This window comes from Bdellovibrio sp. BCCA (genome assembly GCF_037996825.1).
GTDB lineage: Bacteria > Bdellovibrionota > Bdellovibrionia > Bdellovibrionales > Bdellovibrionaceae > Bdellovibrio.
Genome location: NZ_JBBNAC010000001.1, coordinates 2372950 through 2384858, shown reverse-complemented (window position 1 = coordinate 2384858; position 11909 = coordinate 2372950). Strand labels below are relative to the sequence as shown.

General features: G+C 44.8%; 10 protein-coding genes. 5 read left to right on the top strand and 5 right to left on the bottom strand.

The features are described 5' to 3' along the window. Nucleotides 1–73 precede the first annotated feature (73 nt). Nucleotides 74–1732, bottom strand: coding sequence for a hypothetical protein (locus AAAA78_RS11620; RefSeq protein ID WP_340592216.1), 1659 nt, complete (start codon nucleotides 1730–1732; stop codon nucleotides 74–76). A 280-nt stretch (nucleotides 1733–2012) separates the two neighbouring features. Between AAAA78_RS11620 and ald the strand changes: the two genes are divergently transcribed. Both ald and AAAA78_RS11610 read left to right on the top strand, forming a co-directional pair. Continuing rightward, nucleotides 2013–3119, top strand: coding sequence for an alanine dehydrogenase (gene ald, locus AAAA78_RS11615; protein ID WP_340592215.1), 1107 nt, complete (start codon nucleotides 2013–2015; stop codon nucleotides 3117–3119). A 132-nt stretch (nucleotides 3120–3251) separates the two neighbouring features. After that, nucleotides 3252–4238: an extracellular catalytic domain type 2 short-chain-length polyhydroxyalkanoate depolymerase gene (locus AAAA78_RS11610; RefSeq protein WP_340592214.1), complete on the top strand. Its 987-nt coding sequence runs from the start codon at nucleotides 3252–3254 to the stop codon at nucleotides 4236–4238. 1 nt (nucleotide 4239) lies between these two features. On the opposite strand, the gene AAAA78_RS11605 is transcribed toward AAAA78_RS11610, so the two are convergent. The 4 genes from AAAA78_RS11605 to AAAA78_RS11590 form a co-directional block, all read right to left on the bottom strand. Next, nucleotides 4240–6171, bottom strand: a complete 1932-nt coding sequence (locus AAAA78_RS11605) for a DUF7844 domain-containing protein (RefSeq protein WP_340592213.1) — start codon at nucleotides 6169–6171, stop codon at nucleotides 4240–4242. A 73-nt stretch (nucleotides 6172–6244) separates the two neighbouring features. After that, a complete protein-coding gene (locus AAAA78_RS11600; protein ID WP_340592212.1) occupies nucleotides 6245–6583 on the bottom strand; it encodes a DUF2388 domain-containing protein in 339 nt (112 codons plus the stop codon). A 170-nt stretch (nucleotides 6584–6753) separates the two neighbouring features. Then, the gene (locus AAAA78_RS11595; RefSeq protein ID WP_340592211.1) at nucleotides 6754–7497 is read right to left on the bottom strand and encodes a ComEC/Rec2 family competence protein; all 744 of its coding nucleotides are present in this window, start codon (nucleotides 7495–7497) and stop codon (nucleotides 6754–6756) included. After that, entirely contained in the window at nucleotides 7494–8396 is a 903-nt protein-coding gene (locus AAAA78_RS11590; RefSeq protein WP_340592210.1) for a ComEC/Rec2 family competence protein, read from the bottom strand. Before AAAA78_RS11590 ends, AAAA78_RS11595 begins: the two co-directional genes overlap by 4 nt. A gap of 315 nt (nucleotides 8397–8711) precedes the next feature. On the opposite strand from AAAA78_RS11590, the gene AAAA78_RS11585 reads away from it, so the two are divergent. The 3 genes from AAAA78_RS11585 to AAAA78_RS11575 are packed head-to-tail and all read left to right on the top strand — an operon-like array spanning nucleotide 8712 to nucleotide 11875. Further along, the gene (locus AAAA78_RS11585; protein WP_340592209.1) at nucleotides 8712–9239 is read left to right on the top strand and encodes a tetratricopeptide repeat protein; all 528 of its coding nucleotides are present in this window, start codon (nucleotides 8712–8714) and stop codon (nucleotides 9237–9239) included. A 29-nt stretch (nucleotides 9240–9268) separates the two neighbouring features. Next, the gene (locus AAAA78_RS11580; protein WP_340592208.1) at nucleotides 9269–10885 is read left to right on the top strand and encodes a LysM peptidoglycan-binding domain-containing protein; all 1617 of its coding nucleotides are present in this window, start codon (nucleotides 9269–9271) and stop codon (nucleotides 10883–10885) included. 42 nt (nucleotides 10886–10927) lie between these two features. Continuing rightward, entirely contained in the window at nucleotides 10928–11875 is a 948-nt protein-coding gene (locus AAAA78_RS11575; RefSeq protein WP_340592207.1) for a DNA-processing protein DprA, read from the top strand. Nucleotides 11876–11909 lie beyond the last annotated feature (34 nt).

Genomic DNA, 11909 nt, shown 5'->3' with positions numbered 1-11909 from the left:
AATGCGATTATCGGATCTTACTGGAGGGAAAAGAAAAAGGCTGCAGGGTTTTCCATGCAGCCTTTGGTGATTTTTATCTTTGTGATTTCAAGTAGCCAACGATGTCCACATCGGGAGCGGTTTCGATTCCCACCCCGCCGGGCATCGGGCCCGTGATCTCATCCAGCGTGTAATCCATACGAGCGTCGTATTTACGCTCAGGTTGATTGCGCAACCATTTTTCTTTTTCATACCACGCGCGTTTGTTTTCGTCGTCTGTGCAAGAAGCCATTTCTTGATCAAGTCTTGCGCCCCAGCGATTTTCAATACAGTGATAAGGGTCAAAACTCATCGCAAACAATCTTTGGCGGGCAGCTTCCAAGTTCATTCTTACGGTCAGACCATTTGTCGTCGTGTAAGAGAACTGACAAGCCTGAGCTTTTTGCGCATAAATTGCAAACAAGTCAGCCGCTAAGTTTCCGCCGCTATAACGGATGGCCGGATCTCTTTTTTTGTAGCGTTCAATGTTTGATTTTGTTTGATTCAATAAATCAATGAAAGCCACTTTCAAACGCGCATCACGAGAAGGAGTGGCATAAGCCTCCCATTCGCCTTCAGCGCCATAAATGTTCGCCGGTAATTTTTCTGGATGAGGTTTCAAGTAAACCCCTGAAGTGCGAGCGGCCTCGACAGCGTCAACGCGGTCTTTTAAGCTTACGCAAATATCATCTGTCAATTGTGCCATGTCTTTTAATGGATCAATATGCTGTTCACCTTGCATCAAGCTCATACGAACGTAGTCGTAGAAATTCACAGTCTGTCCGTTGATGACGAACTTGCCTTTGCTCCAACCTTGAGGATCGGGTTGTGTTCCGTAGTATTGCTCCAAACCAAATGAAGCGAGTTGTGTGTTAGCAGCAGCAATAATTTTTCCACCAATATAATTTCCGGATGAATCCAATTTTGCGTCTACGACTGCCAAAGGACGGAAGTTTTTAAATCCGGCACCTTGAGCAGGACGGCTGCGAACAAACTTCGGTGTGAACATCCCCATCGTCAAAGAGTTGTCAGGGTGAGCATCGATGTAGAAAACACGTCCATCATCAGCGACTTTATAAACAATCGCCACGTGCCCATTAGGATCGTAGATCACAGTTCCAGGACGAACACCGTTGCGATCAATTTTAGCAGGATAGAAATCCGTGAAAAGGTCTTGATCAACATCACCCAACATACGGTACGTCGCAGAGAATGTGTAACCTGGAACGATGTCATTCAAAACTTCAAGAGCATTCGGGTATGTATTTTTGAAAAGGCCATTCTTTGTGAGAACGTCGTAGCGTTTATTTACGTAGTTGCCGAGGTTGTTGTAGCGAAGGTCCTTCACTTCTTTAGGATCTTGTCCCGGCTCTAAGTTCGCTTTAACCTCGCTCACGATCGAAAACGGAAGACCGTTTTTCCATGAAAAATACGCGCGCAAGTAATAAGGAAGATCCGCGCAGTCTGCGAAATATTTAAGACCTGCAGGATCTGAATTGAAATAAGGGTTCGCGGAGCTTTTGAGGCAGTTATCCACTTTCCAGCATTGACGTTTTTCAACGGCCTCACCAATACGTGTAACAAACTCGCCAAATTGACGTTCATGCAGGTCTGTCCAGGTCGGCTGAGTAATACGCCACTGGGTCGCCGCAGACTGGGCCTGAGCCGCAAAAGAGGCCAGAAAAACGAACGAGATGGTGCCTAGAAACTTCATAGAAATTCTCCACGATTATATTCGGGAACGGAAGGAGCAACACCTCTGCCAAAAAATACGGCATATAAGTCGATTTAATTGCATTTGAGGCCCTTTTTCAGAAGGACCGCCGTTATTCGCTAAACAAGCCTGTAAAAGGTGCCTGCTTCTTTTTTCGGCCCATACTGCGTCAGGCACCTTGGGCCCGTTGCTTTTTATTGCCGATCTGGCATATTTCCTGGGTTGTCAAAATGAGGTTTAACAGAAGGGGTTTTAATAAGAACCCCCGACAGGAGTAATCATGATTATCGGTGTTCCTAAGGAGATTAAAATTTCTGAGAACCGTGTTGGTATCACTGAAGCTGGCGTTCGTCAGTACGTGAAAGAAGGCCACACAGTTATCGTTGAAAAAGACGCGGGTGTTGGTTCTGGTATCAGCAATGAACAATACGAAAAAGCTGGTGCGAAAATCATCGACACTAAAAAAGAAGTGTATGCAAAAGCAGACATGATCCAAAAAGTGAAAGAGCCACTTCCTGACGAATACGAACTCATGAAGGAAAACCAAATCCTTTACACTTACCTTCACTTGGCTGCAGAAGCGAAGCTCACAAAAGTTCTTTGTGAACGTAAAGTGAAAGCGATCGCTTACGAAACAATCCAATTGGATAATGGTTCTTTGCCACTTTTGACTCCTATGTCTGAAGTCGCAGGTCGTATGGCGACGCAAATCGGTGCTTTCTACCTCCAAAAAGATCATGGTGGAAAAGGCATCTTGATGGGTGGTGTAACAGGTGTAAAACCAGCTAAAGTCACTATCATCGGTGGTGGTGTTGTTGGTACGAACGCAGCGAAAATGGCTGTCGGCCTTGGCGCTTCTGTGACGATCCTTGATGTGAATACAGCGCGCTTGGAATATCTTGATGATATCTTCCAAGGTCGTTGCATGACTTTGTTCTCAAACTCTAAAAACATCGAAGATTCGGTGAAAGATTCTGATCTTGTGATCGGTGGTGTTTTGATCACAGGCCATAAAGCTCCAACTCTTGTTTCTAAAGAGATGATTGCTTCTATGAGCAAAGGTTCTGTTGTTGTTGACGTTGCAGTTGACCAAGGTGGTTGCATCGAGACTTGCCGTCCGACTTCTCACCAAAACCCAACTTACGAAGTTGACGGTGTGATCCATTACTGTGTGCCTAACATGCCAGGTGTTGTGCCTAGAACTTCGACTTACGCTTTGACAAACGTCACTGCGAAGTACGGTTCTATGCTAGCTGCAATGGGCGTTGAAGACGCTATTGCGAAATCACCAGCGTTGTTCAAAGGTTTGAACACTTACGGTGGTTACGTATGTTATGAGCCAGTAGCTAAAGACCTTCACATGGAATACAGACCTTACAAAGGTTAATTCCTTAAGTTTCTACTCTAGAAATTTCAAAAGGCCTGCATGAAAATGCGGGCCTTTTATTTTGCAAAATCATAAGCCTTCATTGACAAGAAAAATCTCCAGAGAAAAACTTGGTACAACTCCGGAGGATATATGTCGGCTCTTTTTGCAATTTTGGTCACGACTCTTTTTGCCTCTCAACCCAATCAGTCCCCAACGACAGCACCGTTAGGCTCTTGGAAAATTGATCGCAATTCCATTTCAATCTCTGGTGTTTCTTCGGGCGGCTATATGGCAGTTCAAATGGGCGTTGCGTATTCTAAAGATATCGCAGCCGTCGCGAGTATCGCTGGAGGAATTTACTGGTGTTCAGAAGGGGATTCGCAAAAAGCGCAAAGCCGCTGTATGGGGCAGCCTCAAGGAATTGATTCTAACGTGCAAATCGCTGAAGCCAGAAAATTGGCTGACGAAGGACAGATTGATCCTTTAACGAATATAACTCGTCAAAAAATTTACGTCTACGCAAGCCCCAAAGACAGCGTCATTCATCCGTTAAATTCAGAGAAGCTGGAAGAGTTCTACAAAGCCTTTGCAAATCCAACGCAAATCACGACGGAGAAAAGCATTGCTTCGGCTCACGGTTTTCCAACTCTGAGTTCAGGAAATCCTTGTCAGATGGGGTTTCTGCCGTGGCTTTTAAAGTGCAACTTTGACCTTGCGGGAGAAATTTTAAAATCCGCTTATGGAGCTCTCAATGAACGCGGAAATTTTGATCCGAAAAACTTATTAAAGTTTTCTCAGAGTGATTTCGGAGATGAAAAAACGCCGCTTTATAAAGAGGGCTGGGTGTACGTACCCAGCGAATGTCAGCAAGGAGTTCAATGCCGTTTGCACGTGGCTCTTCATGGTTGCCAGATGAATCCAGATTTTATTCAAGATAAGTTTGCGACTTTAGCGGGTTATAATGAGTGGGCAGAGACAAATCGTATTATTGTGCTTTATCCGCAATCAGCAAAGATTCCTAAGGACAATCCTTATGCCTGCTGGGATTGGTTTGGATTTACAGGGCCTAACTATATGACTAAGTCAGGCTCGCAAATGAGTGCACTTAAAAGCATGATTGAAAAAGCGATTCAGTAAATTAAATCGCTTTGATAAAGGACAATCCAAACTCAGTGTTCTTTTTAATTTGATCAAGCTCACGTTGTTGCTCTGGAGAAATCAATTGCAACATCTGAGCTTCCGCTTGGCTGTACACCATGCCACCTTGAGATTGGCTTTGGCGGGTGCGATTTTCTAAAATCTCCCAATCGCTTCCTGACGGCAGGCCGTAACCAGGTGCACCCGCAAGGAAGGCCGCCGGTTGCGAAAACATATTGCTGATTTTAAGAATGTTCTCGGTCACTTCAACGACATCCGATTTTTTATTATTCTTTTTCGCAGCCTTCATGTCTTCAAGAACCCACTTCTGCAAAGTCGTATGGATATTGGCGATAACAAAGCGGTGAGCGGCTGTTTCTAGCATCAATAAAGCCGCTGCCGACTTCAAACGATCTTTTCCAGTTAAGCGACTGATGCCTTGGTAAACCACGCTGCGATCTTTTGCGGAAAGCTTTAAAAATTCCGTAAAGTTTTTGTATGGCAAACGCAATGTCTTTTGAATCACGCCGTAACTCATGTCATAGCGACTTCTGTACGAGTCAAAAAGATAAGCGTCCTCAATGGCTTTTAAACGATTTCCGAACATCGAGTTGTCAGCCATTTTTCTGTTAACTAACTCTTTTTCAAGACCCATCGGAGTTTTGATGGAAGCATAAATCAATCCCGGTCTCCACACAGAAGACTTTAAAAGATTTAAACTCTCTGTCGCGCAGTTGTTAGAAACAAAGTAGTACTTACCGTCATAACTCCAGTGCGTTTCAATCGCGCGAGTCACAAATTGAGCGATCTCCGTGCGAGTCAAATTCAGTGGAATGCTCTTGATGTCGCGCATTTCAGTTTTATTGTATTCATCAATCACCTGAGAAAGCGGCACAAAAAACAAGCGCGACGGATAAGATCCGTTTAAGCCTTTTAAAGTGTTGATCTGAATTCCATTTACGAACGCACGGTAAGAAAGAATGATGTGTTCATTCACGTCTTTCATACACTCAGGACCGACGACTTTTCTTTCAGGAGAACAAATCACCAACCGGAACATGGAGTGACCCCAGCCGCTTGACATGTCTTCACCTTCGTCAGCCAGGAAGTAATGAACTTGGTAAACGCGGCTTAAATCAATTTTTTTAACGGGACTTTCATTTTCTTTGTAATTCGGGACTACGTAAGTCAATGGAGCGTCACATTTCACTCCCGGAAACGGATCATGTTGAAATTGTGACTTATAAAGGCGCGCCAACGTCGGGCGGCGGCACGCATACTCAGGATCAAGAAGGAAGTATTCCATGTTCACGGCAAAGAATTCTTCGTGATCTGTAAGCTCGTAAATGTCAGGGCTGCGATGTTTCATCCAGCTTTCGTCATCTTTTTCAAAACCCGCAATCAACAAGAAATACGGATTTTGAGAAAAACTGCGATTCATATTGATGTAAGGACGGCACTCTGGATCGCTGCGATAATTGTTTCTATTGTCGTCGCTGTTTTTACAGTAATTGATTTGGGCGTATTCTTGTGAAGAATGCACATCTTCATGGTCATAAGCGTGAGCCGTTTCGTGAAGCACAGCTGCGAGAATTTCTTTGTAAAGAGTTTTATGAGTTCTATTCGTAGGTGTCGCCTTGGCTTCACCGCGCATCACTTCGATCAGCACTGTTTTATCTAAGTAAATACGCCCGCGACGGTAAAGCGCCATTGCGTCTTTGTTTTTAGCTTTAAGATCAGAAATTTCAACTTTAAGATTTTTTTTAAGAGCTTGTTTAAGCTTCACGGGAAGCAAGTTTGAAGATTTAGCAAAAAGATTTTGTAACGCGGGACGAGCCGCCGTCGGGATACTTTTATCTGAGAGATCGTATCCAAAAGCAAAGGCCTGCACTGTCAAAAGAAGATTGAGCGAAAGTAGAACTAATAATTTCATAAAGAACTCCTTTCAGCAAGACAGTGAAGGAAGCGGCGGAGCTGAGAGAGAGAAAGCTCCGCCGGAATCCAAATTACATTCTTAAGATGCCTTGAGCGAGATCAAGGTCAGAAGCTTGCAACGCTGGGTTTTCAGCGCGGATCGCTTCCAAAGCTTTTTGAAGAGCCGCACCACGAATCGTAGCGTCTGAAGCCACGAAAGTCGCAGCATCTTCTTTAGCTGCAAGAACAAGCTTATGAGTATTGCCAGAAATAGCAGCTGAAGTGCCTGCTGTTCCCGCAGATGTCAAAAGAGGGATCGCTAAAATAGAGTCCACTGTGCTTGTTACTGAAGCAGAGTAAACTTGAGAGATCTCAGTTGCCTGAGCAATCGTCGAAGCGAGCAATAGACCAACGATAACCATTTTTTTCATAGGGACTCCTTATGTTTGTATAAAGTAACGTTCAATTTAGGTTCGAAGCCCTTTATTCATGATCTATGCCGGGCGAATTCTTAGAAATGCGCTGTTTTTTGCGCATTCAGATGTTTAGTAAGTAGTCAGGTCCGCGAAATGCGCGCTTCTATTGGAGCGCATAAGCAGTTTTAGAAGGAATTTCCCAATGATTGCTCCAACCAAATATTTCCCCAATCTTCAGTGCGTAAGAGGGGAATATGGCGTTTGATGAGTCGATATTCTGTGGTGCTGTGAGGATGTTTGTAGCGCGCCCATCGTGCCGAGCTAATGCTAAGTTTTAACGACGGAAGTGACTGCAGCAGTTCCGCGGAAGTGCTCGTAGCGCTTCCGTGATGACCTAAGATTAGGACGCGACTTCGGTGAACCCAAGAAAGATGTCGCCAGATTTTTTCCTGACTCGAAGGCGAATCCCCAGGTAAAAGAATATTTCTATATAAAACGACACGGCTCTGCTCGTTGGAATTTTTATTTTTTAAAGGCGTCCAGATGTCCATGTCGGAAGCTGAAGCCGCTTCACAAGAACGAAAATTCTTTAAGAGTTCCATCTTCCGTGTGCTCGAGGAGCCAAGGGGAGGAAGAAAAATACAGAGATCTTTTAATTGAGAACGAACCGGATTTTTCGATAAAGCCCCGATATGATCCCAGTCCCAGTGACTCAAAAAAACAAAGTTTTTCTTAGTGGCGCACGAATTAAGAATTTTTCCCCAAGGAAAGAACTCTCCGCCCATATCAAAATGAATACAGTTTGAAGGAGAAACAGCGGTAACCCACTGACCTTGTCCCACATTCCAGACAACGACATAGGATTGCGCTGAAAGATCTGTCAGCAAACTTGCGCTCAACGTGACAATGAGAAAAACTAAATACTTCATGGCGCATCTTTCCCTTGCCACAGATGCAAACGCAGAAAATGCATCACACAATGCCACCCCAGAATCCAAGTCCAAAGCAGTCCTACAGAAGGCAACGAACGTTTGTGAATCTCTATGGGCTCTGAGAGAACAATCAAAGCGTCATTAAAAAATCCCATAACTTTTTCAAACAAAATCAAAAACGGGGAAAAGGCCGCCGCTAGGAAACTCAGAGGCAACAAAATATAAGAAACCACGGGAGCTAAAAACAAATTATAAAGAATGCTCAACGGATGCAGGCTTCCGAGTCCCCAAAGAGGTGCACTCATAAAAAAGAAAATCGCGACCTGTGAGAAAACAGCGCGGGCAAAGGCATTTTTTATTCGCAGCGCCGAAGACGTTGAAAGCGCTAAGGCTGCGCACCAGCTCATTTGCAGAGACAACGAGTTCCACCATCCAGGAAACAGAATCAGCGTTGTAAAGCCCGTCGCAAGAACGCCAAGATCAGCGGGCAAGTGAAGGTGCCTGCGCCGGAAAACTTCGCGCAGACCCAGTCCAAGAAATGCTCGCACAGCGGGCGCTTGCCAACCTGAAACCAAAGAGTACGAGCCCAAAAAAAGAAATCTTACAATGACTGGAATTTTGAAAATGCTTAGAAGTTCATCAAGCAAAATGAGGTGAGAACCGGAGATCACAAAGATATGAATCAAAGAAGTTTTGCTTAGATTTTCTTTTAACTCTGCGTCTGTGATTTTTTCGCCACAAACAAGAGATGCTAACGAAGTGTGATGTTCAAAATTCTTTGGCAGAATCTGTACACATTTTTGTTGGAAAGTAGAGGCAAGTGCTGATGTGTTTGTAAGCAAAGAGCTGGGAAGTGGTGTGCTTAAGGTCAAAGCAAGAACAAGCAGAATAATCATAGTTCTCAGCACTTAGCAAATTTCGTAACGCGCACGATTTCTAAAATAATCTGTCTTTGGGTCCGCGCGTCTCCTGAGGTCGGATTTTAAGATCTGACATTTGCTCGCTCAATTACACGGCATTAATGTATTTATATTCAGTCATTTCATATAGTTATCATGTGCGTAAGTTCTGTGCAAATCGCTGAAACCCTTGAAAACCAACAGGTCCAAGGTCTAGCATTACAATAACTCAACATTTTATGTGGATAACTCCTGCTTGTTTGCACTTCTCAATGCGTGTCATACTGGAGAAAGATCAAGAGGTGTCGAGAGATGAAGCAACTTAGACTATTAGCAGCAACGGTCCTTTTAAGTGTTCCTATGAGCGTGTTGGCAAAGCCTGCCGCACAAGCACATAAACAATCTTCGAAAGACTTAAGTCAGCAATCTCTTCTCGTGGAACTCACAGGAAAAGATATTTCGAAAGAAAATGACATCACCTTATATGCTGAAATGGTAAGCGCTTATCAAAGCGACGATGAAATTGCATTTAAGAGTCGTCTGCAAAGCCTGCTCTCAAGATTTCCGCAAAGCTCTTACGCTGACAATGCTTTGTTCTTAGCAGGGCGCATGGCGGTGGATCACAACAACTACGCAGAGGCGATTAAATACTTTGCGCGTCTTGAAAAAGAATATCCACGCAGTAACAAACTAGGTGCAGCGAAATTCGCAAAAGCAATGACATACAAAAAAATGAATTTGCCAGAATTTGCGAAACGCAATCTTCAAGAAGTGCGCGTGAAATTCCCAGGAAGTCCTGAGTCTTTCCGTGCTGATGCTGAATTGAAAATGTTTAAATAACTCACACGACTCGCAAGGATGCAAGAGTGATGAACAAAAAGTTCTCCGTGATGTTAACTCTGATTTTTTGTGCGCTTGTCGCTCAAGCGCAAGACACACCTCCTGACGCCAATTGGGAATCTGATCCTTTGGATGTTCTGGAACCACAAAAAACTGAAATCGTAGAACCGACGGTTCCTGAATTTAAAGAAGTCGGGCCGGGCGGTCATGAAACTACGCCAGCGCCACCTTCTGAATACGCCGAGCCTACAGTTCCGATGGATATTCCTGCAGAGCCTTCAGTCGCTCCGCATGAGACAGCGCCAAGTACAGAAACAGCCTTTGGCAGCAGCGAGCCTGATTACTCTCGTGAAGCCGAGTTTCATCGCATCTACAAAACGTACAATGAACAACCCACTTCTGAAGAATCTTGGGAAAAAGCCGCTGGCAATCGTCAGGCAGAAATTTACCAAGTACAAAAGGGCGATACTCTTTCCGGAATTTCGACAACGCTTTTTGGCGATCAGTTTTTTTGGCCGAAGGTGTGGTCTTTAAATAAAGGACAGATCGAAAATCCCCATGAAATTGAACCGGGCATGAATGTGCAATTCTTCGCCGGAAGTGTGGATGAAGCTCCGACTTTGGAAGTCACGACAACCAAAGAAGAAAAAGTTGTGAAGGAAGACGGCACGGAGGAAGTCCGCAAACAAACAACAAAAACGGTTCTGCCCCCTCCAAAAAAACGCGCTCCTCTGCTGAAGCATCTTCCCGATAGTTTGCCGTTGTACCGCATGGGGGCCGTGAATGAGCCACCTGTCGAGGTTCAAGTGGAGCTTCCTAAAAATCAATTCCCGACGGGCCCTGAGTATCTTGAGTACTATATCAATGACACACCGGTGCAAGGTGTGGGTGTCATCACCGGCACAGAGATGTCGATGAAAACAGCGGGTGATTATCAATACGTGTTTGTGCGTATTGACGAGGGCGGCGGCAAAGAATTTGTTGCGCAGAAAAACGTAACGCAAGTTAAAGATCCACAAGTGAAAGAGCGCCAGGGCTACATGGTCGAAATTCAAGGTGAGATCGAAATTCTTGAGCGTGTGAACGATCAAAAAAATGTTTATCGCGCGATTGTGAAAAAAGCGATTCAACCTTTAGAGGTCGGATCATTCCTTGTTCCCGGAAAACTTCCGATGATTGACCCTTCGGTCACAGCATTGACGTCAGGTGTAGGTGCTAAAATCATGGGTGGGCAGTTTGATAAAAAGCGCACTCTTTTCGGATCCAACTCTGTGGTGTTCTTGGACGGGGGCTCGAATCAAGGTTTGCAAGTGGGCCAAAGTCTTCCGATTTATGCCGATGAAAGAATCCGCAATAAAAAATCGGAAGCAGTGATCAACGACCGCGTGATCGGTGTAGTGAAAATCGTTCGCGTGTCACCTAACTTTGCGACAGCTTATGTGTCTCGTGCTACCGATGACATTGTTTTGGGCGATTACGTTGGAAAAGCCGTCACCCATGCTTTTAATGAGCAGCCTGTGATGGAAGCTCCGTCGAAAAAAGAATCCAATGATGATTTCGAGAAAGAGTTTGAAGAATCAACTCCTTCTAACGAGACGGCTCCGGCGCCGGATTCCGGAACCGACGATTCTGATCTAGAACTTTAAAAAGAAACGAAAGGGCTCTGCGAATTGCAGGGCCCTTTTGCTATGAATGACCTTTATTCGCTCTCACAATTAATCAAAACGCATCCTCTATACACCGTGCACAGAGACGAGATCCATCATCTCTATCGAACTCTCGGGAATGCCGGAAATCTTCACGCTGACAGTTTGATGTCGGGACTGAAAGATCATCTGCCAGAACTGTTTGCCGCTATTCAAAAAAACCACGCGCTTTTCAAAAAGCACTGTGAAGACAGTTTAAAATTAAAAATGCAAGGCGTGCGGCTTGTCTGCTATGGCGAAGAACTTTTTCCATCACAATGCTATTGGATGGCGGAACCTCCGCTGACGTTAAGTTTTTTAGGATCACCGGCGTGGTTGAATGAACGAACGTTGTCGGTCGTGGGAAGTCGCGAACCTAGTTTTGAATCTGTGCAGTGGATGGAAAAAGAATTCGCTCCTTTTTGCGAAAAAGAAAAACCGTGCGTAGTGAGTGGTGGCGCCAGGGGAGTGGATCAGAAATCTCACTCGACAGCTTTGCGCAAAGACGCCACCACCGTCGTGGTTCTGCCGTCAGGTTTGGGTGCCATGTATCCTGAAAGCTTGAAAGAATGGATTTCGTCTGTTGTTGATCAAGGTGGATGTTTCTTAAGCGAATATGCGCACGAACAAAGAATGCACAAACATCTTTTTCATCACCGCAATCGTCTGATTGCAGCGCTCGGAAAGGCAACGCTGCTCGTGGAAGCGCGCAAGCGCAGTGGCACTTTGATCACAGCTCAACAGGCAATTCAGTTGGGCCGTGCGGTATGGATTGTCCCCGGTCATCCTTTGGATCCGCACTTTGCAGGAAGTTTGGATTTGCTGGTGGAGGGGGCTCAGCTCGTGAGAGATGCTCAAGATTTATCCATGTTTTTTAATTCGGAATTAGGTGATGATAAAATGTCCCCAGCAGGGATAGCGAGCGCTCAGGAGTCTTTCCACTACCTGTAGTGGCTTTGTTAAGTGACTAAAATTCTTAAGAAAA

Bases quoted from the DNA above. Each gene is read 5' to 3' on its own strand.
- AAAA78_RS11620 (WP_340592216.1), bottom strand. From the start codon at position 1,732: ATGAAGTTTCTAGGCACCATCTCGTTCGTTTTTCTGGCCTCTTTTGCG.
- ald (WP_340592215.1), top strand. From the start codon at position 2,013: ATGATTATCGGTGTTCCTAAGGAGATTAAAATTTCTGAGAACCGTGTT.
- AAAA78_RS11610 (WP_340592214.1), top strand. From the start codon at position 3,252: ATGTCGGCTCTTTTTGCAATTTTGGTCACGACTCTTTTTGCCTCTCAA.
- AAAA78_RS11605 (WP_340592213.1), bottom strand. From the start codon at position 6,171: ATGAAATTATTAGTTCTACTTTCGCTCAATCTTCTTTTGACAGTGCAG.
- AAAA78_RS11600 (WP_340592212.1), bottom strand. From the start codon at position 6,583: ATGAAAAAAATGGTTATCGTTGGTCTATTGCTCGCTTCGACGATTGCT.
- AAAA78_RS11595 (WP_340592211.1), bottom strand. From the start codon at position 7,497: ATGAAGTATTTAGTTTTTCTCATTGTCACGTTGAGCGCAAGTTTGCTG.
- AAAA78_RS11590 (WP_340592210.1), bottom strand. From the start codon at position 8,396: ATGATTATTCTGCTTGTTCTTGCTTTGACCTTAAGCACACCACTTCCC.
- AAAA78_RS11585 (WP_340592209.1), top strand. From the start codon at position 8,712: ATGAAGCAACTTAGACTATTAGCAGCAACGGTCCTTTTAAGTGTTCCT.
- AAAA78_RS11580 (WP_340592208.1), top strand. From the start codon at position 9,269: ATGAACAAAAAGTTCTCCGTGATGTTAACTCTGATTTTTTGTGCGCTT.
- AAAA78_RS11575 (WP_340592207.1), top strand. From the start codon at position 10,928: ATGAATGACCTTTATTCGCTCTCACAATTAATCAAAACGCATCCTCTA.